Source organism: Spirosoma areae (assembly GCF_054781775.1).
The window spans coordinates 117265-141434 of record NZ_BAAGTT010000045.1; the positions used below are offsets into that span (position 1 = coordinate 117265).

At 50.9% G+C, this 24170-nt stretch carries 20 protein-coding genes; 12 read left to right on the plus strand and 8 right to left on the minus strand.

Features of this window, described 5'->3' with window-relative positions; genetic code table 11:
• Positions 1-13 precede the first annotated feature (13 nt).
• Both ACYVI1_RS27755 and ACYVI1_RS27760 read right to left on the minus strand, forming a co-directional pair.
• Complete coding sequence (locus ACYVI1_RS27755) at positions 14-3073, minus strand: PVC-type heme-binding CxxCH protein (RefSeq protein WP_460914528.1); 3060 nt, start codon at positions 3071-3073, stop codon at positions 14-16.
• Positions 3074-3269: 196 nt separating this feature from the next.
• A complete protein-coding gene (locus ACYVI1_RS27760) occupies positions 3270-4127 on the minus strand; it encodes a sugar phosphate isomerase/epimerase family protein (protein WP_460914530.1) in 858 nt (285 codons plus the stop codon).
• 218 nt (positions 4128-4345) lie between these two features.
• Between ACYVI1_RS27760 and ACYVI1_RS27765 the strand changes: the two genes are divergently transcribed.
• The 8 genes from ACYVI1_RS27765 (at position 4346) to ACYVI1_RS27800 (ending at position 11165) form a co-directional block, all read left to right on the plus strand.
• Positions 4346-4900: an RNA polymerase sigma factor gene (locus tag ACYVI1_RS27765; RefSeq protein ID WP_460914532.1), complete on the plus strand. Its 555-nt coding sequence runs from the start codon at positions 4346-4348 to the stop codon at positions 4898-4900.
• An 8-nt stretch (positions 4901-4908) separates the two neighbouring features.
• Entirely contained in the window at positions 4909-6501 is a 1593-nt protein-coding gene (locus tag ACYVI1_RS27770) for a hypothetical protein (RefSeq protein ID WP_460914534.1), read from the plus strand.
• A 12-nt stretch (positions 6502-6513) separates the two neighbouring features.
• Positions 6514-7788, plus strand: a complete 1275-nt coding sequence (locus ACYVI1_RS27775; RefSeq protein WP_460914536.1) for a serpin family protein — start codon at positions 6514-6516, stop codon at positions 7786-7788.
• A 156-nt stretch (positions 7789-7944) separates the two neighbouring features.
• Positions 7945-8406 (plus strand): META domain-containing protein, encoded by a 462-nt coding sequence (locus ACYVI1_RS27780; protein ID WP_460914538.1) that lies wholly within the window; start codon positions 7945-7947, stop codon positions 8404-8406.
• A gap of 2 nt (positions 8407-8408) precedes the next feature.
• Positions 8409-8840 carry a hypothetical protein gene (locus ACYVI1_RS27785; protein ID WP_460914540.1) on the plus strand — a complete coding sequence of 144 codons (432 nt, stop codon included), beginning with the start codon at positions 8409-8411 and terminating at the stop codon, positions 8838-8840.
• Between the two features lie 131 nt (positions 8841-8971).
• Positions 8972-10282 carry an LVIVD repeat-containing protein gene (locus tag ACYVI1_RS27790; RefSeq protein ID WP_460914542.1) on the plus strand — a complete coding sequence of 437 codons (1311 nt, stop codon included), beginning with the start codon at positions 8972-8974 and terminating at the stop codon, positions 10280-10282.
• Between the two features lie 14 nt (positions 10283-10296).
• On the plus strand, positions 10297-10926 hold the full coding sequence (locus ACYVI1_RS27795; RefSeq protein WP_460914544.1) for a hypothetical protein: 630 nt from the start codon (positions 10297-10299) through the stop codon (positions 10924-10926).
• 26 nt (positions 10927-10952) lie between these two features.
• The gene (locus ACYVI1_RS27800) at positions 10953-11165 is read left to right on the plus strand and encodes a hypothetical protein (RefSeq protein ID WP_460914546.1); all 213 of its coding nucleotides are present in this window, start codon (positions 10953-10955) and stop codon (positions 11163-11165) included.
• Positions 11166-11241: 76 nt separating this feature from the next.
• Here ACYVI1_RS27800 and typA read toward each other — a convergent pair whose 3' ends face one another.
• Together typA and ACYVI1_RS27810 are read right to left on the minus strand one after the other, a co-directional pair.
• Positions 11242-13056, minus strand: coding sequence for a translational GTPase TypA (gene typA, locus ACYVI1_RS27805; protein WP_460914548.1), 1815 nt, complete (start codon positions 13054-13056; stop codon positions 11242-11244).
• Positions 13057-13251: 195 nt separating this feature from the next.
• Complete coding sequence (locus tag ACYVI1_RS27810) at positions 13252-13458, minus strand: hypothetical protein (RefSeq protein WP_460914550.1); 207 nt, start codon at positions 13456-13458, stop codon at positions 13252-13254.
• Between the two features lie 70 nt (positions 13459-13528).
• Between ACYVI1_RS27810 and ACYVI1_RS27815 the strand changes: the two genes are divergently transcribed.
• On the plus strand, positions 13529-13942 hold the full coding sequence (locus tag ACYVI1_RS27815) for a gamma-glutamylcyclotransferase family protein (RefSeq protein ID WP_460914553.1): 414 nt from the start codon (positions 13529-13531) through the stop codon (positions 13940-13942).
• A gap of 49 nt (positions 13943-13991) precedes the next feature.
• Here ACYVI1_RS27815 and ACYVI1_RS27820 read toward each other — a convergent pair whose 3' ends face one another.
• The 3 genes from ACYVI1_RS27820 to ACYVI1_RS27830 form a co-directional block, all read right to left on the minus strand.
• Positions 13992-14309, minus strand: a complete 318-nt coding sequence (locus tag ACYVI1_RS27820; RefSeq protein WP_460914555.1) for a hypothetical protein — start codon at positions 14307-14309, stop codon at positions 13992-13994.
• Positions 14310-14462: 153 nt separating this feature from the next.
• Positions 14463-15329, minus strand: coding sequence for a dienelactone hydrolase family protein (locus tag ACYVI1_RS27825; protein ID WP_460914557.1), 867 nt, complete (start codon positions 15327-15329; stop codon positions 14463-14465).
• 41 nt (positions 15330-15370) lie between these two features.
• A complete protein-coding gene (locus ACYVI1_RS27830; protein ID WP_460914559.1) occupies positions 15371-16549 on the minus strand; it encodes an RNA-guided endonuclease TnpB family protein in 1179 nt (392 codons plus the stop codon).
• Positions 16550-16937: 388 nt separating this feature from the next.
• Here ACYVI1_RS27830 and ACYVI1_RS27835 point away from each other — a divergent pair, with 388 nt between their 5' ends.
• Genes ACYVI1_RS27835 through ACYVI1_RS27845 form a run of 3 tightly spaced genes read left to right on the plus strand, consistent with a single transcriptional unit; the run spans position 16938 to position 22456 of the window.
• Entirely contained in the window at positions 16938-20063 is a 3126-nt protein-coding gene (locus ACYVI1_RS27835) for a SusC/RagA family TonB-linked outer membrane protein (RefSeq protein ID WP_460914561.1), read from the plus strand.
• Positions 20064-20118: 55 nt separating this feature from the next.
• Complete coding sequence (locus tag ACYVI1_RS27840) at positions 20119-21663, plus strand: SusD/RagB family nutrient-binding outer membrane lipoprotein (protein WP_460914563.1); 1545 nt, start codon at positions 20119-20121, stop codon at positions 21661-21663.
• Positions 21664-21676: 13 nt separating this feature from the next.
• Positions 21677-22456, plus strand: coding sequence for a DUF4397 domain-containing protein (locus ACYVI1_RS27845; RefSeq protein WP_460914565.1), 780 nt, complete (start codon positions 21677-21679; stop codon positions 22454-22456).
• 53 nt (positions 22457-22509) lie between these two features.
• On the opposite strand, the gene ACYVI1_RS27850 is transcribed toward ACYVI1_RS27845, so the two are convergent.
• The gene (locus ACYVI1_RS27850) at positions 22510-23811 is read right to left on the minus strand and encodes a metallophosphoesterase (RefSeq protein ID WP_460914567.1); all 1302 of its coding nucleotides are present in this window, start codon (positions 23809-23811) and stop codon (positions 22510-22512) included.
• Positions 23812-24170 lie beyond the last annotated feature (359 nt).

Consider the following 24170-nt stretch of genomic DNA (forward strand, 5'->3'; position numbering starts at 1 on the left):
GGAAAACTCCCCTTTACTGCTTCAATAAAAACGCCGTTAAATCAGCTAATTGCTGGTGTTTGAGACCCATCGCTGTCGGGTCGGGCATGAGGCTTGTTTTGTACTGCCTCCGCGAAAAAACCTGATTCGCGGGAATGGTGTGCTTCTGACCCGTTACGCCTTTCACCACCACCGTTTGTTCACCATCGCTCACCAAAAAGCCATAGAACGTCTGGCCTTTTTTAGTGGTAATGAGCCAGGGCTCGTAGCCAAACGCAATACCGGCGCTGGGGTGTAGAATGGCATCCAGCAAACTGTTCTTGTCGAACTTCTGATGAATTTTGGTCAATTCTGGTCCAACGTCTGTTCCCTGCTGACCGTGGCGGTGGCAGGTTGCACAGTTCGTTTTAAAAACCGCGCGACCGGATTGCTCGTTACCCGTCAGCATGGCAATTTGGGCAATGGCCGGGTCTGAACTGCCTGTAGCGGGTGCATCGCTGGTTGTTGACGCAGTAGCTTCAGAATTGGCCGTTTGTGTTGGCGCCGTTGCAATAGTATTCGTTTCTGTCTCAGGAGAACTTTCCGTTTTGGCTGAGAAAAACTCCTTCGCCATCGTCCGAACCGTCTGGTCAGGGTTTTTCAGCAGTGTAGCCGATACTGCTTTAATTAATTTGTCGGATAGTTTTTTATCGGCAGCCAGGCCAACCAGAATCTTGCCCCCTTCGGCATCGCGGGCCATTTCGAGGGCTACTTTGCGTTTTTCGGAATCGGATTTGTACTCATCCATTAGAATTTGCCGCTTAGACAGCATTTTCTGTTCTTCCATCGAAATTTTTGTTGGCATGACCTCTTCCCAGTTCAGTAAGGTTGCCCAGTCGTTTCCGCGCCGGAAACCCATCCAGTACGTTGCCTGGTCGCCAATAGATTTATCCGCCGATTTCGACAAATCGACCATTGCTTTTGCGGCTGGCAGGGTCTTTATAAAACCCAGTGCGACGATGGCCTGCCGCCGGGCATCAGCCGCGAGCGAAGGATTTTCGGCCCGCTTCTTCAACAGGGGCACTGCCGACGGCGGATGAAGTTCCCAGATAAGGTTGGCGGTTCGCAGGTCCCAGTCAGCCGGGTTTTCGGGCATGGTCGGGCGCAGGTCAAAAAACAAGGCTTCTTCTTTCCCATCAGCCGCCTGACCGAGCGCATCTAAATACCAGCGGTCCTGCCCGTCGTAGCCTTTCACTAAATTCAGGAGTATATTCCGGCACTCGCTGTACGGCACGTCGCGCAGAGCAATGGCCACCTCACGGCGAACAGCCGCGTTGCGGTCGGTTGACAAATTACCGAGGAGCGGCAATAAGGCCCGCTGCGATGCAGTAAGGGCCGGGTTCGATTTAGAGTTTGCGGGTGTAATGCTTCGCAGGGCACGCAGGGCGGCCATTCGGACGGGGGCATCAACGGCTTTCAGCAGCCGCTCGACTTCAAATTGCCCTTCGGACCCCAGATGAGCCAGCAGGAAAATAGCCCGCGCCCGGTGAAACTGGTTCGCCGATGACAGCAGCGCCATAACCGGCTCAACCACTTTTCCACCCTGTGCCCGTAGGGCGTCAAAGCCTAACAGCCTGACGTTCACGGCGGGGTTTAGCAGCGCGGCAATCTGCCCCTGCGTAGTGTGGAGGTCTATTTTGGGCGCTTTCAGGTTCTTTCCTTTGGGCGTAACGCGATAAATACGGCCGTACCCTTTGTGATCCTGCATCTGATGCCCCCCCACGATGGGGTCGTACCAGTCGGCAATGTAGATGGCTCCATCGGTGCCTACGGTAACATCGCTGGGTCGGAACCACTTTCGTTTATCATTATCAACGTCATTCCATTTGTAATTGGCATCTACTTCGGGAAACGTACTAATGAAATCGGTACGCGGCAGTCGATAGCCCGCCCCCGATGGTTCCGGCTTATACCCAAAAATCACATTCCGGCCAGCCTCGGCGCTCAGGAGCAACCCCCGGTATTGCGGGCCGAGCTCATCGCCCTCATACATCACCATACCGGTTGGCGAACCAGCCCCGGTAATGTCGCCCGCGGGCATTATGCCGGGGTCTTCCTGGTGCCAGTGGGCTACCGGAATGGGCTGCTCCGGACGCTGGTCGCCCTGCCAGTAGCGGGTACCATCGCTGCTGAAATAGCCAGCATTAGCGCCTTCCATAAGCCAGCTCGTTCGGCAGGCAACCACCTGGTCGTCGTTGTCGTTCTGCCACATATTCCCGTAAGAATCCAATGCGGTTTCGTAGTTATTGCGGAAGTTATGGGCCATCACTTTCAGGTCTGAGCCATCGGGATTGATGCGTAGTGCCATGCCGCCGGTCCAGACCCGCCCATCGTCGCTGACCTGATTGCCGTGGTTGAGTTTGTTATAAGGAGTCCCGCCCACGTACAAACTGCCCGACCGGAGCGTCCAGCCATCTTTATCAGTGACGATGTGCGGACCGGCGTTCCCGGTGTTGAAATAGTACTTTCCGTCGGGGCCGGCAACGACGGCATGAAGCGAATGGTCGTGGTCTAAGCCCCCAAAGCCGGTCAGCATGATTTCTTTTTTGTCAGGCTTATCGTCGCCGTTTTCATCGGTATACACAACCAGATTTGGCGCGCAGGAAACGATGACTTTATTGCCGATAACGGCAATACCAAGGGGCGACACCAAATCAGGGTCCTGCACAAATACCTTACTGTCGTCGGCTTTGCCATCCCCATCGGTATCCGTCAGGATCATAACCCGCTCGCCTTCAGGGTGATTAAGCCGCTCTTCGGGTTTGTTATTGAACTTGCGGTAGTTAACGGCTTCGGTAATCCAGACCCGCCCCTTAGCATCAATGTCCATATTGGTCGGGTTATGGAACATCGGAGCTTCGGCCCAGAGGGTGGCTTCGAGGTCGTTGGGCAGATAGAGCGTATTTGAATCGTCACGAACCACAACGCTATGCTGCTCCGCTGGCTGGATGCGCCCTAATTGCCCGAAATGCGGCTGTGGCTGACCGACCAGGTATAAGAAGCCCGCCGTTGTAAGAGCAAAAGGGAGCGGGTTTAAGGAGAGAATCTTTTTCATAAATAGAATTGTATCGGAAACGTGGCCGGTAAGGCCTTACCAGTGACCTTGTTTAAGTTTTACAAATGCGTACTTTTTGTCCTGCTGACGAAGCCGGGCCGACGGAGCGGAAGCATCTTTTTCTTTGCTAACTGTTGGGATACGTTAAGGTGCTTCCACTCCGGTGGCCCGGCTTCGTCAGCAGGACAAAAAAGTGTCAACTAAACAGCGACCGAACGGTCCTGTTGTTTTCAATATAACTTTCCAGTACCGATTTGCCCTTAGGCACGGCGCCTTCCAGTTGCAGCCAGCCCGTGTAGCTGATGGCATCGAGCGTTTGCCGTACTTTCGTCAAATCGACCTGGCCATGACCGAGCAGGAAATTGTTTTCTTTCAGGTGAAATTCACAGATTCGCTCTTTACCCAGTATCCGAATTTCTTTATGAATGTCGTACCCCATCACCGATGAGTTGCAAACGTCGTAATAAACTTTCACGGCCGGCGACCCAACTGCCTCCATAATGGCTACAAGTTCAGGGGCCGACAGCCACGATTCGATACCCAAAACTACGCCCATTTTTTCGGCTTTGGGCGCAACGGCCTTCAGTCGGTCAATGACGACCTGAGTGCCTTTGGGGTCGTTTCGTAAATCATTGTTGCTAAAAAAAGCCAGCAGGATGTTTTTTACACCCAGGGCGTGAGCCACATCGACGCTGTCCTGCACCCATTGCTCGGTGCGCGGGTCGGATTTGTAGGGGATCTCATTGAGTAAGCCGATGGCCAGACCACTGATGGCGACACCTTCATGGCTGGCAGTTTCGCTGACCAGTTTTTGCTTTTCAGGCCGACGCAGGTGGTCGTGGTCAGCTTTGGTATTCAGGCTAACCTGAACCCCATCGAGACCAATTTTTTTTGCCATTGCAAAGCTGTTGATGTCGCCCGCCGGACCAATCGACCAGTCGCAGGCCCCAATTTTGAACCGGGCAGATGAGTTAGGTAGCGTTGCTAAAGCAGGGTAAGTAAGGGCCGTCAGGCCTGCCCCCAACGAGTAGCGTATCGCGTTACGACGATTCATAGCTTATTTTTAGAAAAGATTCAGATGGGGGAGCAGCCTTTTTTTACAATCGCTCTACAAGCTGGACAAGAACTATCAAAGATACGTTTCTGTAAAATACCCGGTTAATACTATATTATTTTTAGTATGTACTATTTTTTCCTGACAATCTCTGAAAACTTTTGTGCGGCTTCCAACCGTTTGTTTTTTGTTAGGGTCATGGGATTGTCAACGTTGCTATGCGGGATGAATACGAATTAGTTGAAGGATGCCGACGGCAGGACCGGATTGTGCAGCGACAGCTTTATGAGCGGTTTGCCGGGAAGCTCTTTGTCGTTTGTAAACGCTATATAAAAGACCCGGATGATGCGGAAGATGTGTTGCAGGATGCGTTTGTGAAGATTTACCGGCATATCGACTCGTTCCGGTTTGAGTGCCCCCTGGAAGCCTGGCTGAAGCGTGTCGTGATTAATACCGCCCTGAAATCGCTGCGAAAGCAGAAACCCTGGGAGCACACGGCCGACATACAGGAACTGGCTCCAATCCTGCCGCAGGCCGACGAAAGTTTGCCTCAGTTGAATTATCAATACCTCCTGCAACTGATTCAGGAACTTCCCCCAGGCTGCCGGACGGTATTTAATCTGTATGCTATTGAAGGATACAATCACCCCGAAATTGCCGAAATGCTCGACATCGCCGAGGGAACGTCCAAATCGCAATATGCCCGCGCACGGGGCCTTCTACAGCAAAAACTACAAGCAGATGGGCATCCTGCTATGGGCCGCCCCTTATGAGAAACGAAATGAATGAATTAGACCAAAACAGACCAGACGATTTTTGGCGGAAGGCGTTCGACGAAGCTTCCGAAACGCCCCCACCCCGCGTTTGGAATGCCATTGAACGTCGGTTAGACGAATCTGACGGACCCAAAATTTTACCCTTATGGGGGTTAGGATTAGCTTCGTCGCGGGCCTTCACCTGGGGAGCCGGTTTAGCGGCTGCGGTAACGTTGTTGCTTGTCGGCTGGTGGGTTATTCATTCGCAGCCGGAAAATCAATCTGTAGCGCGGGTTCACCAAACCAGCCCAACCGAAACGGTAGCACCAGCAAACCCGATTTATTCGGAAAAGGTTGCGGTTATCCCGACGACAAAACAACCGACCGAAGCGGTTGTCGTCTCTTCTAAGCCAAACCGGGTTCAGGCCCGCCCGACTCGTTTGGGATCAGAACCAGTTTTTGCTGGTAAAGTGCCGAGAGCCAGCGCATTGGCTACTGTAGATCAGAAGATTGACCAGCAAAAATCAGCAACTGACAAACCGATGCTGACAACCCTGGCGCCCTTGCTGACAAACTCAGCGTCTATCGCACAACCGACTTCCTCAGTTAGCCGGGTGGCTATGGTTTCATTCAGTACAAATCAGCCACAGGGCGATTATCCCGTTAACTCCCAATCACGGTTAAACGCGCCGATTAGTTTTGAGCGATTGGCCGGAAAACCGTTGCGGCTACGTGAACCGCTGGTGATTCAGCGAATTGTTTGGTTCCGGCCCGCCGAGACGTCTGTAGAACCGGAGATGCCCAACGTCAAACACGACCAAAAAGAGAAATGGGCATCGCTGAGCGTGATGCCGGGATCGTTCAATCCGATGGTATCGCTTCAATCGGCGCAGGCCATTCAGACTACTGGTTTCGCAGCTTCGGTAAAGTCATCCGTTGCAAATCAACCGCAGGTCAATAGCCGGGCCGATTTTTCGGTAGCGTATCAGGCGAGTGCCGGTATTCAACTAAGCGAACACTGGGCCGTGGAGTCGGGGGTTGGGTATCTGGCAGGCCGTTCAACGATTGAAACGCCCGTTCAGTCAGCGTTGGCGTCAATGCTGCCCACAGGCATCAGTCAAACCAGTGTCGCCAGTAATTTATACGTTGATGCGCTGCGGAACAGTATCAGCCCTAAATCGACTGCTTCATTGCAGGCAGCCGCCGATTATTTAGCAGCGAACAATTATAATCAGGTAACAAACAGCTACGACAGCCGGGTGCAGCAGACGTTGTCCAACGATTATCAATACATGCAGGTGCCCGTTCAGGTGAGTTACCAGTTGCGACCCCGCAAGCGATTAGGGTTGGCACTACTGGGTGGCTTTCTGACCAATATTTTCGTCCGTAATACTGTTGGTGATGCTGTCGTTGTCACGGGCAAAGATGGGGTTTATCAGCCGGTTTCCTTAGCCGCAACAATGGGGGCCCGGTTGCGCTATCGTCCCTCGCGTCAGTGGTCGGCTTCGCTGGCGGGAATTTACCAGCCTTCGCTGGGCGCAGGTACTCAGTCGGGTTCGCAGGTGCAGACCCGCCCAACGTCAGCCGGTATGAGTTTTGGCGTAGACTATCACTTTTAATGCATCAAGGTTATGAAAACGACTCTTTTTTCGACCCTAACACTACTAACAGCCGGTATTTTGCTGACGACTTTAAGCTGTAAAAAAACAGATATAAGCACTACACCCGACGGCACTGCCAGCGAGTTGCGGGTATCGGTTCCGTTTGCCGGCCAAACCACTCAGTTTGCCTTTGATATGGCCAAACGGGTAAGCACGGCAGAAGGGAAAGCCAATCCAGGCCGGGCGAAAAACATGTTTGTTTCCCCACTTAGCCTGCACATCGCCTTAGGCATGATTCTGAACGGGGCTAACGGCGCTACGGCTCAGGAAATTCAGAAAACGCTGAACTTAGATGCCCAAACGCTGGCCGAAGCCAACCAAACCTATCAGAATTTGATGGAAAACCTGCCCGGCGACGACCCGAAGGTTACACTCGCGCTGGCAAATTCGGTGTGGTACCGCAACACGTTTTCGGTTGAGACGCCCTTTCAGAATGTTCTGAAGCAGGCCTTTAAGGCGGAACTATCGGCGCAGGATTTCAACGATGCCGCCGGAACGCTCTTAAAAATTAACGGCTGGGCCAGTCAGAAAACCAACGGCAAAATCCCGAAAGTGATCGACGAGATTAAGCCTGAAAATGTCATGTTCCTGATGAACGCGCTCTATTTCAAAGGCGACTGGAAAACGCAGTTTAAACCCGAAGAAACCATCGATGCCCTGTTCAAACCGGCGTCGGGCGCAGAGAAAACCGTTCGGATGATGCGGCTAAACGCAAAACTGCGTCGGGCGTTCCGGCCTGCCTACACGGCGTTTGAATTGCCCTATGGCTCTGACCGCAACGGCGGGCCGAAATACGCCATGACGGTGCTGCTGCCCGCCGAAAATTCATCGCCCGAAACGCTGCTGACTACCCTGACCGAAGCCGACTGGAGCCAGTTGCAGAAGGACATGACCGAGGGAATGGCTGATATTGGTTTGCCAAAATTCTCGCTGAGTTACGAAATCAAGCTGAACAACGTGCTGAGTGATATGGGAATGCCAACTGCCTTTACCGACGGGGCCGACTTCACGAAGATAAATGCGAAAGGCGGACTGACCCTTAGTTTCATTAAGCAGAATACCTTTGTTGCTGTGGATGAAAAAGGAACCGAAGCAGCCGCCGTTACAACGGGAGAGATTTCGGTAACTTCGGCCCCAATGCCAACGCTCTGTAACCGACCATTTGTAGTTGTCATTCACGAGAAAACATCCGGCACGGTTTTGTTCATCGGCAAAATTGCCGACCCAACGTTAACGAATTCATAAGAACGTGGTTGTTGACGCGCATAGCGGTCCTGCTGAATTTCCTGGCTATTTCGCCAACTTGCGGGTCGTTTACCGGTATGAACTGACCAGTACAAAGCGATTCAGGCGCTATTATGGCGGAACGCAGCCGGGTGTATTGGTCTATGAACGCATTTTATGAACCTTTTTAGAATTGCGCGTACCGCAGTGGGTACAGTACTCGTACTGATGCTAATGACCCGATGTGGTCGTCAGAGAGAATCTGTTGTCGCGCCTAAAATTTCGGCTTTGGTGGGCACATGGCGGCTTGTTGAACCAGATTCAACCTACAACGTAACGCTGGAGTTTGCCTACGATACGCGCAATCCTCCGCAGGACATTACCCCGTTCAATGCCAGCGGGAAATCGTCGGTCAATACCTACACGGTCCGGCTGTTTGCTACGCTTGATGGGTTATTGTCCGCCGATGATTTGGTAAATACTGACATTGCTGGAGACCCGAAAGCGATGCGGTTTGAGCAAAGCTATTTTGGTAATCTGAAAGCGGTTGCCCGCTATGAAATCACCAATACTACCCGGCTTCGGCTGTATCATGGTGGCGATCAACCTCATGTGTTGGTTTACGAAAAAGTGAAATAGTCATGAATCGTGCACGCATTGCTTTATCGGCTGTCGTTCTGGTTTTATTAGCCTTCAGTTGCGAAAAACGCGTATGCGGCTGCGTCTATCCAGCATCGCCACTTGCAGGAGACTGGATGCTGACTAACATTACGTATGGCTTAACGCAAAAAACGGTCACAGCCGCTGAAGCAGGATATGCAGAAACACTATCATTTGATGGTTTTGTAGACGGCGGCACCTATCGGCAGGTCCGCAACGGGCTGCCTTTACAAACCAGTCATTACGCGCTTTCGTTTCCCGCAGGCGGAAGCACTGAAGGGGTTATTTACTTTGCGAAAGACACGACCCAGCAATCCTTTCGGCTGGTCAATAAAAAATTATACTTATCCGAACGAATCCCCCGTGACGCAGTCATTGCCGACGGTTCGACCTACGCCTATCAACGACAATAAATTGCCCTTTTTGTGTAAGATTCAATATTGCCCGGCCGTAATCAGGACAGCCGGGCAATTTTATTTTCATCAATTTCCAACGCTTTTGTTCAGGGCAGAGTCATGCCTTTATCCAATAATCATCACCGTCTATGAAAACTCATTTACTCCTGTTACTGCTACCGTTGCTCTACCTGACCGGTTGCACCGACAACTGCGAGCAGGTACGGACGTACCGAAAATACACGTCGATTCAACTAAACCTGTCCGATTTGCGGCAGGCGGTTTCGTCGGGTGCGCCCCAGGAATTGATTGAACCCGGCAAGCTGTACGTCAAGGATACTTACCTCTTTATTGTTGAAATCAAAAAGGGTATTCACGTTTTTGACAACAGCAATCCTGCCAATCCGAAAGCAATTTCGTTTCTGCGTATTCCGGGTAATGTGGATGTGGCCGTTCGGAATAATATCCTCTACGCCGACAGCTACATTGACCTGGTTGCGCTGGACATCAGCAACCCAACGGCGATTAAGGAAGTGAGCCGCACCGAAACCGGCTTTCAGAATGGCCGGGTGGGCCGCACGTACTGGTCATACGATAAGCAGGGTATGAAAATTAATGACCAGCTCGAGGAAATCGCGACCGAAACGGTCAAGACCGATTGTGAAGGCTCATTCAATGTACTGCCGTATTTGATCCCAATCGCGTGGTTTGGCCGGTATTATGAAACCCTCGCTTTCGCCGATGCGGCTTCCTACAACAGTGTTAAAAGTGGTAGCTCTACAGCCCCAACAACCGGCGTTGGCGGCTCGATGGCCCGGTTTGCCATCTCGAACAACCAGCTTTATGTGGTCAATAATTCCTCCCTGCAATTATTCGACATCACCGACCCGGCCAAGCCTGTAAAAGGAAAATCCGCTAATCTGAACTGGAATGTTGAAACGATTTTTCCGTATCGTAACAATTTGTATATCGGTACAACAACAGGCATGTACATCTACGACATCAGCAGCCCTGCCGAACCTAAACAGATTTCGGCCTTTTCACACGTTCGCTCCTGCGATCCGGTTGTGGTCCATGAGAACTATGCGTATGTCACCCTGCGTGGTACGAGCACCTGTGGGGTTCCGGGAACGAAGGATGTACTCGATGTCATAAACATCAGCAATCCAGCCGCGCCCAAGGTAGAAAAATCGTACCCGGTCGATACGCCCTACGGGATTGGCATCGACTACCCAACGCTGTTTGTTTGCCAGGGAAACAATGGGCTGAGCGTGTTCGATGCATCGAATCCGCTTGATATAAAAACTCGGCAAACGTTCGCTAATGTGAATGCGTTCGATGTGATTCCACTCGCTAAAGTGCTGCTGACGATTGGTAAGGATGGGTTGTATCAGTATGATTATTCCAACCCAAACGACCTTCGCTTACTGAGTAAAATAGCCGCCAGGCAACCCAACTAACCTGTCTCTACGCCATGAAAATCAGCCTATGTCTGCTTCTCTCCCTGCTGACTCAGTTTGTCCATGCACAGACGGGGCCAGCCAAAGTTAGTCGCTGGAAAGCGACAGTTGAAATGGGTGTTCAGATGGGACGGGTACGCCCCGACCCACCCACTGTCTACCCTTACTACGATTATGTTTATTCGCCCTACTACTATAACTATTCCCCGATACGGGGCGCTGGAAACAGAATTGGTCTAACAATTCATACATTTGCGGGTTATACCGTTCAGCCACAGCTTGTAGCGGGGCTGGCATTAGGCGTTGATTATTACAACAACTCCGCTTTTTTGCCGATAGCAGCCGCCATTCAGGGCGACATTTTTGGGCGCACAAAACGGCTTACGCCTTTTTATAGTTTGGAAAGTGGTTACGCCATCGCGGGGCCAAATCCGCACGAAAGCGAACTGAAAGGGGGTTGGTTATGGAGTCCGGGAGTTGGTTTGCGGATAAACAAAGGCAACGGAACCGGGTTTGTGATTAGCGCGGGTTACAAACACCAGCAAGCCCGGCACACAGCGTCCGTCGATGGGGTTCAGGTGCTGTCGCAAATTGAGTACCGGTCGTATAACCGGCTTTATTTTAGAATGGGATTTAGTTTTTAATTGACTTAACATACATACTCCACGATATGAAAAAATACATTCCGACTGTAGTTGGTATTGCGCTATTTATAGCAGGCTACAACTACATTCGTCTGCAAGCCCACTATGTGGCAGCAAATCCACCAGTAGCTAACTCTGCTTATGCCATAACGCCAATGGCGATGCCCATAAAACCGAGTCCCACGTTTGCGTTTCGATTAGACAAGTCTATTCTTAGTAAAGCAAACGTTCCTTTTTGATATCTAAATGAGGTTACACAAAAAATCCCCGGCGAATATTCGCCGGGGATTTTTTTGTGGCTTATATGCAAAAGCCTTAGGCCATTGCAAATTTATTCTGGTTGCGTTTCCGCTCGTTTTCGTCTAAGAAAATTTTGCGAATCCGTAACGCTTTCGGTGTCACTTCAAGATACTCGTCTTTCTGAATGTATTCCATACACTCTTCGAGCGAGAACGTGATTTTCGGAGCAATTTTCACGTTGTTGTCCGAACCCGAAGCCCGCATGTTGGTCAACTGCTTGGCCGTTTGTACGTTGACAACAATATCGTTCTGCCGGTTATGTTCGCCAATGACCTGGCCTGTATAAATTTCATCACCCGGCTCAACGAAGAACACCCCACGATCCTGAAGTTTATCGATTGAATAAGCCGTTGCCTGACCACTGGTCATCGAGATCAACGACCCGTTAATCCGCTCCGCAATTGGTCCCTTATATTCCTGATACTCTTTAAACCGATGGCTCATCACCGCTTCGCCAAAGGTAGCCGTCAGCACATTCGACCGCAGGCCAATCAGGCCACGGGATGGAATCTCGAACTCAAGGTGCTGCAAATCGCCTTTCGGCTCCATAACCAGCAGTTCGCCCTTGCGCTGAGTAGCCAGTTCGATAACTTTTCCGGCGGTTTCTTCCGGCACATCGACCACGAGAGTTTCTATTGGCTCTAACTTTTTACCGTTTTCATCTTCTTTATAGAGCACCTGTGGCTGGCCAACCTGCAATTCGTAGCCTTCCCGACGCATCGTTTCAATCAGAATCGACAAGTGCAGAATACCCCGGCCATAAACTAAGAACCGGTCTTCGCTATCCGTATTTTCTACGCGCAGGGCCAGGTTTTTCTCAATTTCTTTATAAAGCCTGTCGCGCAGGTGACGAGAGGTAACAAGCTTACCTTCCTTACCAAAAAACGGCGACGTGTTGATGGTGAACAGCATGTTCATTGTTGGCTCATCCACCGAAATCCGGGGCAACGCTTCCGGGTTTTCAACGTCGGTCAGGGTATCGCCAATTTCAAACTCTTCCAGACCTGTTACGGCGCAAATATCACCGCAGGCAACTTCGGCTACTTTCACTTTGCCGAGTCCTTCAAAAGATTGGAGTTCCTTAATCTTCACTTTCTTTACCGAGCCATCCGACTTAATGAGCGCCATATTGGCTCCTTCTTTCAGCGTTCCACGATGCACGCGCCCAATCGCAATCCGACCGACGAAGGTTGAATAGTCGAGTGAAGTGATCTGCATTTGCGGCAACCCTTCATTCATCGGCGATGCCGGAATGGTAGCAACAATGGTATCGAGCAGGTAGGTGATGTTGTCGGTCGGGGTTTTCCAGTCGGGGCCCATCCAGCCTTGCTTCGACGAGCCATAGACGGTCGGGAAATCCAACTGATCTTCGGTAGCGCCGAGGTTAAACATCAGATCGAACACCTGCTCATGCACCTCGTCGGGGCGGCAGTTTTCCTTATCGACCTTATTCACAATCACGATTGGCTTAAGACCTAATTGAAGGGCTTTGCTCAGCACAAAACGTGTTTGGGGCATTGGGCCTTCAAAGGCATCAACCAGCAGACAAACGCCGTCGGCCATTTTCAGCACACGCTCAACCTCACCGCCGAAGTCACTGTGGCCTGGTGTGTCGATGATGTTGATTTTAACGTCTTTATACCGAACTGATACGTTTTTGGAAACGATGGTAATTCCCCGTTCGCGCTCCAAGTCATTGCTATCCAAAATCAGGTCGCCGAATTCCTGATTGTCCCGAAAGAGTTTGGAGGCATGAATAATTTTGTCGACTAAGGTCGTTTTGCCGTGGTCAACGTGGGCGATGATGGCTATATTGCGAATTGATTGCATACAAATTTAAGCATTGACAATCTCTGGTTGTTGAGATGTTGATTTGACGTGTAACAGCCAGAGTCTGTTACTGCTATTTCAAACCGCAAAGGTACGAAATTTTAAGTTAAATCACAGTATTTTACAACTAATAAAACGAAAAAAGGCCCATCTAAGGGCCTGACTCTGATATAAATACAATTTCTTAACAATAGGTTAATGATTCGGGCAGCCGCAGGGGTTCTTCTTACGGAAAAGACCTGTGTTGAAGAGGCCACCACGCTTCGCTTTGTAGCCTTTTCGTTTACGACCAATGGCCGATACTTCCATCGTGTTCGTACTACTCGACGCTATTGTTTCGACGGGCAAGTCGACCAGCATGAGTGATGCCGCCACCAGCAGAAGTACTTTTGTCCGTTTCATAACCTAAGCTGTTTGTTCTCTATAACGACAAATTTAGTACTTTCGTCATCCCGCCAGCTATTTTTATTAGATGACTCCAAATCCTGACTTTCTGATTGTCTACGGCACCCTTCGCCCCCCCTTCGACAATTTGTTCGCTCAATACCTGCGGCAACGGGGCCGTTGTGTGGGCGAAGGTACTTTTACAGGACAGGTTTTCGATATGGGCAGCTATCCGGGCGCTATTTATCAGGAAGCCTGCGCTGCCCATGTGTGCGGCACGGTATTCGACATCAGCAATCAAAAAGCCGCTATTTTAACCTATCTGGATTATTATGAAGGCGTTGGCGAGGGCTTTGAGCATCCTACCGAATTTGTGCGGGCCATCGTTCCCGTTCAGTTTAATGAGCAAATCGCCGATTGTTGGGTATATCTCTACAATTTACCGACTGAAGCCAAGCCAATAGTTGAATCGGGCAATTATGCTCAACATATTGGTTATTGATGTTCCATTACACCGGGTTAAAACCCGGCGCAATGGAGAACATCAGACATTAACGAGGCCCGCGGGAACGACCGTTACTGCTGCCATAGCCATTACGGTACCCGCTACGGGCATTTGGACTGTTGTAGTAACGCGGACGCGGTGATGGTGTGTAGTATCTTGGCCGAACAACAACCGGCGGAGCAACTACAACCGGTGGTCGATAGTATCCGTAAGGGCGTGAGTAGCCATATGGACTGTAGCCGTAACCATAATTAGGGCGGGGGCCATACCCAACACCGGTGCTTACATACGAAGGGCCACAACTTGCCAACAGCACAACCAATAAGCCAGCCGTTAGCAAAGGCATGAGTTTTATCGTTTTCATAATCAACTCTGTTTAGTCGTCAACCTATTTGCTGTTAGACAACGGTTAACGAATATCGTTTAATAAAAACGTTTAAAAATTGCGTAAAGTTTACGAAAAGGCCTGATCACAATTGTGATCAGGCCTTTTCGTAAACTTGTCTGTCCCGACCATTTAAGCCTTCAGCTTTTCTTTCAGGTAGGCCAGGGCCAATTTATAGGCGTCGGTAGCGGCTTGCTTATCGTAAATAGGGTTGCTGGGGTTGGCAAAACCGTGGTCCGCTTCGTACATTTTCACGGTCACTTTTTCACCCGCTTTCTGCATATTGTCTTCAAACTGCTTTACCGACTCTGGCGTGATGCCTTTGTCGCGGCTCCCGAAAATGCCCAGAACATCCGTTTCGAGTGTCTTTAGTTTATCCACATCCTGCTCGGGCCGACCATAATACATGACACAGCCTTTCGCCTGTTTGCCTTCCAGCATGGCCGATTGCAGCGAGAGCATTCCGCCAAAGCACCAGCCAACGCTGCCAAATTCTGACTTTGGTCCTGCATACGCAATGGCTCCCTTCATAATACTGCCCAGCCGGTCTTTACTGGCCGCACCCATCAGCTTTCCGGCTTCGGCGCGGTCGGTGGCTACTTTACCGTCATACATATCCACCGCCAGCACATTCACGTCCTTCAGGTCATTGTAAAACACTTCAGCCTGCTGCTTGATGTTATCGTTGAGGCCCCACCATTCCTGATACACTAACAGCCACTTATTCGACGGTTTCTTCGCTTTCAGCAGGAATCCATTGGCCGACTGCCCATCGGGCGTTGAAAATTTAATCATCTCGCCCGCACCCATGTAGCTGAAGGGCAGGGGATTGGCGTGTAATTGCTGAAAAGCCGGATTAGCGGCTAATAACGCCATATCATTCGCCGAACGCGGTGCATGGCAGAGGGGAATGCTGACTTCTTCAGGTTTTGAAGCGGGCCTGATGTAGGCCAATAATGACATCACGAACGACAGACCGGCAATAAAGATGATTTTCATGTGTGTTTGATGGTTAGTTGATTAGATTGATACTCCCCTGCCTAAAGGCGAGGGGATTCTTGAGTCAACGACCAACTACTGTCAGTCTCATCAAGCGTGAGTTCGGGTTTATCCAGCCCTACTAAATTTTGTTTAACAAACGCGAACCGAACGATGTTGTTAGCCGCTAAAATATCTCTGTCATGGGTCGTGCCACAACTACCACACGTCCAAACCCTCTCTTTCAGGGTCAGGTCACGGTTAATCATGCCACACGTACAGAGCCGGGAACTTGGCTCAAAGCGTCCGATTTTAATAAGGTTCTTTCCCTGCCAGTTGCATTTGTATTCCAGCATGGAAACGAAGTTACCCCAACTCACATCGGCTATCGCACGGGCAAGTTTGTGGTTCTTCATCAGGCCGGAAATGTTGAGCTTTTCTACACAGACCGTTTGGCTTTCACGGACTATTCGGGTAGAAACCCTGTGGAGAAAGTCGTTCCGTTGGTTGGTTACTTTTTCATGTTGCCGAGCTAACCGGATACGGGATTTGTTACGGTTAGCGCTGCCTTTTTTCTTCTTACTGTGCTGACGGGAGAGCCGTTTGAGTTTCTTTAGCGACTTCTTCAGGAAGCGGGGGTTAGCAATGGTTTCCCCTGTTGAGAGGGTAGCAAACTCTTTTAGGCCGACATCAATACCTACAGCATTTGATTGGAGTAACGGGGCCTTAGTTGGTAGTATGTCAGACGTTTCAACCAGTACCGATGCAAATACCTTACCTGTTGCGGTCCTGGACACACTTACCGTCTTTACCTCTCCAGTGAACGTCCGACTACAGACAAACCTGACCTTGCCAATTTTTGGCATCTGAATGGTTTGCGATCCAAAGTCAACTTTTACGTTTTGGGGACACTGGAAACTATGCCGGTTATCTTTCTTTGATTTGAAACGAGGGAACCCTTTTTTCTCCCGAAAAAAACGGGTGTATGCTGAATCAAGGTTTCTAAGTGCTGCCTGTAGGCACTGGCTATTAATTTCTTTCAGCCAGTCGAGTTCCGTCTTTAAGCCCGTCATTTGCTTATCCAATTCAAACCGGCTAACGGTTCTGGATTCAACTTGAAAGGCTTGCGTCTTAATGCCTAAAGCCCAATTGTAGATATACCGAACCGAACCAAAATGCTTATTAAGCAACTCAGTTTGGGCCTTATCGGGATACAATCTATATCGGTAGGCACGAAGCATACCCCTAAGATAACACAAACTCTTAACAAAAACAAGCCTTAATGTTAATATATCTTAGCCTGTCGGCTGTCGCTTTCATCCCCAGCCTGAAGGCGCGGGGCTTTCCCGCTCATTTATCGTAACTGATTGAGCAGGAAGTAAGTTAAGCCGATGAACAGATAAATAAGGCAAATAAGTCTACAAAACGATTCTGGCTGATTTAGCCCACGTTCGTAAGTTTATGTTAACCTACTTAGCGAAAAACAAACTATATCTGATACAACTTCTATCAGCTAATTTATCGACTAAAGTGGGTTTCTTTAGTCGATAAATTAGCTGCTATTGCTTCTTTATCGTTTTCGGGGCAATTTTGAGATAGTTTTCATCAATATTCTTAACCTATTTATTTATGCAAGCACTTGTACGCAGAACAGTCCTGCTGTTACTCGGTTTGGTGATGTTGACAGTAGCCTACGGGCAGGATCGCCAAATTTCGGGTAAAGTTATATCGGCAGAGGATGATGTGCCCATTCCGGGCGCAAGCGTGGTCGTTCGGGGTACCACGCGCGGAACCACTACCGATGCCAACGGCACCTATCGCATTCAGGCCCAGTCGGGGCAGGCCCTCCGTGTTAGTTTTATCGGCATGACTACCCAGGAGGTAACGGTTGGCAACGCCGATGTAATCAATATTTCGCTGAAGCCCGAAGCCAACGCCTTAAATGAGGTAGTCGTGACGGCCCTCGGCGTGAAGGTGGAGCGACGAGCGTTAGGCTACGCAGTCACGGAAGTGAAAGGGGCCGAACTGGCTGAAACGCAGCGTGAAAACTTCCTGACATCGTTGCAGGGCCGGGTGCCGGGCCTGCAAATGTCCACCACGAGTGGCCTGCCGGGCGCGTCCGTGCAGATTCAACTGCGGGGGGTCAACTCCATTGGTGGCGATAACTCACCCCTGTTTGTCGTTGACGGGCTGCCTATCAACAACAGCACCTTCAGCCAGGGGGCGTTGGTGTCAGATGGCGCAAACCGCAACAGCGATTACCTGAACCGGGGAGCCGACATTAACCCCAATGATATTGAGAGCATAACAGTGCTGAAAGGCCCCGAAGCGGCTGCTCTCTATGGCATCAATGCAGCCGCCGGAGCCATCATCATTACGACTAAAAAGGGCAAGGCTGGTCGCTCTAATGTTAGTTACGACAATGTGTTTCGGGTCGATCATGTGTATCGGTACCCTCAAACGCAGACCACCTATGGCCGGGGCAGCACCGGTACGCCCAGCCCAACGGCACTGACTTTTTTTGGGCCTAAATATGCAGAAGGCACCCCAATTTTTGATAATCCGAGAGCTTTTTTCCAGGATGCTTTCACGCAACGACACAACCTGACGTTTGATGGCGGCAGCGAGAAACTCACCTATCGCGCATCGAGCAGCTACACCAACGCACAGGGCACTATTCCGAACACAGGGGCGCAGATTCTGAACCTGTCGCTAAACCTGACTTCAACCATCAGTTCAAAGCTGGAAATTACGCCCTCCCTCCAGTACACCAACAACAAAATTCAGAAGCAGCCAGCAGGTGCCTTCGGTTATTTAACCAACCTGCTGACCTGGCCTGCCAATGATGACGTCAGCAACTACCTCAATGCCGATGGTTCCCGCCGACGCATTGTGACCGAAGCGGGTGGTGAATTAGATAACCCGCTGTTCAATGTTAACCGCAACCAGGCCAGCGACCAGACGAACCGGACCATCGGGCGTTTGGGAGTACGATTTGACCCAACCTCCTGGCTCAACATAACGGGGCGAATCGGAACCGACTTAGCCGCCACGAATGGCAACAACTTCATTCATCCCGAAACGAACGAAGCCTTAGCCCGAAAAGGTGCCATCGAGAACTACACCCAAAACAGCCGCATTCTGACCAGCAACCTTTTGGGAACGATTAGAAAGACGTTTGGCAGTAAAATCAAAACGTCGTTGCTATTTGGGGGCGATCTCTACGACTCGAAGGAGCAAACCACCGCGACCTACGGGGAGAATCTGTACATTGCTGATTACAATTCATCGAATAACACCGACCCCATCTCGCGGAACCACAAGTTTACCGTGCTGGAACGGCGCGTGGTGAGTGCGCTGGGCCAGTTTACCTTCGGCTATGGCGACCTGCTGTACCTGACCGTTACGGGCCGAAACGACTGGACCTCGACCATGCCCATTGAGTCGCGGTCGTTCTTTTACCCCTCGGTTAGCGGCAGCTTAGTCTTAACCGAACTGCCTGTTTTTCAAGGCAGCAACGTGCTGTCGTTTGCCAAGTTACGGGCTTCCTATGCCGAAGTTGGTAAAGACGCCCGGCCCTACCGGGTCCTGTCGAGCCTGACTACGCAGTTGACAACGGGTGGTGGGTTCGGCTACAACTTCTACGCAGGAAATCCTAAGCTGAAACCTGAGTTTGGCAAAAGCATGGAGATTGGCGGAGAAATTCAGTTGTTCAATGGACGGCTTGGGCTGGACCTGGCCTACTATGACACCCGCCGGATCGACCAGATTGTTGAGCAACGGCTTAGCTACGGCACCGGTTTCGTGTTTGGGCTGCTCAACGGCGGGTCGTTTTCGACTAAAGGCGTTGAGTTTGCCCTGACGGGTAAACCCGTTAAAACGGCTGACTTTACCTGGGATGTCATTGCGAATTTTTCCCGGTATAAAACAGCCGTACTCACGCTCCCGGCAGCCAATGTACCCGAATATTACAACTCCGACACGTGGCTTTTTGGCAATATCCGGGCATCGGCGTTCGTGCCCAACGTGGGCGATTATTTCCCGGAACAATCATTGCGGACCGAAGACCTGCGCGGGGCGGGGTCAGCGCTGGCGTTTGGCGGCTACGATTATGTCCGAAATAAGCAGGGGCAAATTCTAATTAATCCTGCAACGGGCTTGCCGGTTATCAACACGAACTTTCTGCCCATCGGCGACCGCACACCTGACTTTACCATCGGCCTGACGAATTCGTTTCGCTACAAAAACCTGAGCCTGTCGTTTCTGCTCGATATTCGGAAAGGGGGCGACGTGTTCAATGGCAACGAAATGTACATGTTCCGAACAGGCCTGAGCAAGAATACGCTCAACCGCGAACAGCCGGTGACGTTCGCGGGCGTACTGCGCGATGGGAAAGAAAACACGGACAACCCAACCATCAACACCGTTCAGATTACGCCACTCTATCGCAACGATTACTTTGGGGCCATGCCCGAATCGGCGTTTATCGAACGGGATATTAACTGGATGCGCCTGCGTGACCTGACGTTAGCGTACTCGTTCCCCGCCGAATTGCTCAATCGCACAAAGGTGATTCGGCGGGCGAGTGTGTTCGTGACGGGCACCGATCTGTTTCTGCTGACCAATTATACGGGCGCGGACCCGAACGTCAACGGCACGACCGCCACTTCGCAGGGAGCCGGTGCCGCCGGATTCGACTATGGTAAGCTGGCCGTGCCGCGTGGGCTTTCGTTTGGCATTCGGGCTGGATTCTAATTACTCAAAGACATTCAGAGAATTAACTTCTCATTGTCGACAATTCATATTAATCATGAAAAAACGGTTATTTCTGTTACTGACGGCACTCGGATTTGGGCTAAGCAGTTGCAACGATTATTTAGACATTAACGCTGACCCCAGCTTTCCGCAGGTGTCGGATGGCAATGCACTCTTGCCGCCCATTATTGCCAACATGGCGCGGGGCGAAGTGTTCGATACCCGGTATGTGGGTAAATATGCCCAGTACTTTGCCACATCGACCTCCCTCGATACCTGGGACCGTCATGGCTACATCTTCGGTTCGGGCGATTTGGGGGGCGAAAAATGGAGCACCCACTACTGGCGCATTGGCCGGAACGTCGATTTGATGATTGAAGATGGCCAGAAAACTCAGCGGTATGATTTCGTGGGTATTGCCAAAGCCATTCGGGCCTGGAGCTGGCAGTCATCGACGGATTTGTATGGGGAGATGATTCTCAAACAAGCCTGGGACAGCGAACGCTACCAGTTCGATTTTGATTCGCAGGAAGACATTTACAAAGAAGTGGTCCGGCTTAGCCAGGAAGCGCTGACAGATTTAGCCCGCACCGACGGCAAAGAGCCATCGGCCGCCACCCGACCCGGCGACGTGACCTACAAAGGCGACAAGACCAAATGGGTAAAATTCGTCAATGCCGTTTTAGCCCGGAACATGCTGCACCAGAGCAATAAAGCGGCCTTCAATGCGGATAAAGTGATTGAGTACTGCGACAAGTCGCTGGCCAGCAATGCCGATAATTTCAACGTACCGCACCGGGCCAGTTCATCCAACGATGCCAATTTCTTCGGCCCCCGCCGGGGTAATGTCAACTCGTTTCGGCCAACGACCCTGATAATCGGTCTCCTCGACGGTACGGTTCTTAACGGCGTAGTCGACCCACGATTACCGCTCATGTTCTCTGCGGCACCCGACGGTGTTTATCGGGGCGTCGTACCAACAGCCGGTGACCCCAACAACGTGACGGGCAATACAAAGCGCATTCCCCTTTTGTTCGGTTATTCACCCGCCATTACGCCCACGGCGGGTACGGGCAAGTTTCTGTTCAGAGACGACGCCGACCACCCCATTATTACCTATGCTGAGGTGCAGTTTATGAAAGCGGAAGCGGCTTTCCGCAAGGGAGACCGCGCTACCGCCCTCGATGCCTACCGGAAAGGCGTACAGGCTAACATCGAGTGGGTCAGCGCCGTTGACCGCACCGCCACGCCCATTCCGGCCGCAGAAATAACGAAATACCTGGCCAGCAAGGCGGTTGCTCAGGCGGCTGATGCGCTGACACTGCGCGACATTATGCTCCAGAAATACATAGCTTTATACATGCACGGTTCGCTGGAAACCTGGGTCGATTTACGCCGGTTTCAGTACAACACCGATGTTTATACCGGCTATTTCATTCCAACCGGCACTACCTTGTTTCCCGACAATCAGGGCAAATTAGTTCAACGGATGCGGCCCCGCTACAACTCTGAGTTTATCTGGAATCGTGTTCCGCTGGCCAACATTGGCGCCACGCTGCCCGAATACCATACGAAAGAACTTTGGTTCTCAACCAAATAAGCCATTCAACATCATGAAGCAAGCCCTGCAACTTAGTTTTGTATTCCTAACAGGCTTATTAGCCATTGGATGCAACGACAAATTCGATTTTTTACAGGATGTTCAAACTCCAGCGGGCGCACAGGTGCGGTTTATCCATGCGGCTCCTGATGCACCCGCCATTGATGTGTACGTAAACGACCAGCGCATCTCAGGGGCGGCTGTGACAACGACCAACCCGACAGGCAGTTTGCTGTATACGTCCTCGTCGGTCTTTCCGGCCAGTGAGTATTCGGCCATTGCGACCGGCCCAGCGAAGGTGAAGGTTGTGACGGCATCGGGCGGCACAGTTGCCAGTCCGTTGCTCTCCGCTGATTTGATGGCCGAAGCGGGCAAACGCTATTCCTTTTTCGCGACGGGAACCGCGCCCAACTACAGCCTTTTGGCGATTCCCGATGAACTCCCCGCTCTGGCAGGCAACAACTTCTTTGTGCGAATCGTGAACCTGGTGCCAAACTCCACGGATGTTACGCTGACTTACGACGGGAAGGACATTGCCACGAGCATTGCACCAGGAAAAGCCAGTGCCTTTATCGCTGTCGCTCCACCCGCCGATTATAAAACGGGCCTGATTCGCACGGTAAACTTCGGAGCAAAAGTAAATGGCATAATACCCGTAACGACCGGAACGCTGATGTATGCGGGCATCCAGCCCGGGGGAGCCGTAACCTTTTACGTGCGGGGAGTAATGACCACCGATGCAAAAGTACCGACTAAATACGCAGTAGCTTTGGCAAGCTACACAAACCGATAGGTTTTTCGTAAGCCTTTGATCCCCGGCTTTGCCTGTGTCAGAGTCGGGGATTTTTACGCCTTCGCCAACTCGAAAATTGTAATCTCCGGCAAAATGCCCACCCGACCCGGATAGCCAATATAGCCGTACCCCCGGTTGACATACAATCGCTGGTCGCCTTCCTGGTACAGGCCCGCCCACTGTTTGTAGAAATACTGCGTGGGACTCCACCTTATGCTGCCGATTTCGACACCAAACTGTGCACCGTGCGTATGACCACTGAACTGCACATCAATATCGCCGTACTTTGGGCGTACTTCCGCATCCCAGTGCGTTGGGTCGTGGGAGAGCAGGAGTTTAACGGGATACTCTTCTGTTCCCCGGTACGCCTTCGCCAGATTGCCCGCCCGCAAAGCCGCCGGACCGAAGCCAAGATTCTGCACGCCGATGAGCGCAATTTTATCGCCGTTCTGTTCCAGAATTTTATGCTCGTCCAGCATGATGTTCCAACCTAATTGCTTGTGGGCGGCAATAACGTCCAGCACGTTTTGCCGCTCAGCCTGGGCGCTTGGCCACTGCACATATTTACCGTAATCGTGATTTCCGAGCGTCGAATATACGCCGAGAGGAGCCTTTACCTTGTCGAACACGTCGATGTAGCTGTTCACTTCGTCGGCGTGGCTATTAACCAGATCACCCGTAAAAAAAACGAGGTCCGGCTTTTGGCCCATGAGCATTTCAACGCCCCCCTTCACGGCGGTTTTGTTGAAAAAACTACCCGAATGAATGTCTGAAATCTGGGCTATGGTCATTCCATTAAACCCGGAAGGCAGATTCTTAAGCGGAAGTTTGATGCGTCGGATGCGGTAGTCGTGCGCGCCCGAGAGGATGCCCCACGTAAAACCAACCAACGGCACGGTGCCAACGACTAAGGCAGTTTTCATCAGAAAATCGGAGCGGGAGATGGCATCTTTCGGTATTACGCCAGTTTCCGCAGTAGGAATGGTTGTCCGGGTAGAATCTTCGACGGCTTCACGCACTTCGGGCTTATAGAATAGTGACACAATCCACCGAAAAAACCGGCCTAAATCGTCAATAAAAATAACCAGAACGGCAAGAAATTTTGAGAAATAGGGAATGGCGATACTGGCCCATAAAAACGTGCGAACCTGACGGCTTATGGAATCTGGCGGCAGCAATTGCATAATCACATACAGGAGCAGGGACAGGGCCGTGAATCCCCAGTAAACCAGGGCAATTGTTCGTTGGGTGCTTTCGCTGGCCGACCGGCTGAGGGTTTTAACGGCCTGAAAGACATACCAGTCAATCAGCAGCAGAATGACGGGAAGGGTGAAAAATAAGGCAGTACGGTTCATGAATTAAAGAGTGGGGAGAATATGCCAGACTAACGGTAATCGCATTCGTAAAGTTTGGGCAGGCTTATTCTATCAAAAAATAGAACAACTCTATAGACAGACGGTTAGGTTTTACTGTCGATTATCGTAAAATTGAACCTGTATAGAGTTTAATTTTTAATTCAAAATTTGCTCAACGAAGCAACGAGTTTTTTGTCATGCTGACGAAGAGTACCTCAGAGAACTAATTAAATAATTTAAGGTAGTGGTAAGATAGCCGCTGATGACTTATCTTAGCCCGATGATAAGCGAAGTTAAACAATACACCTGCTCCCGCTGTGGTAGTGTCAATTTACGCAAAAACGGGCACTCGGCCGAAG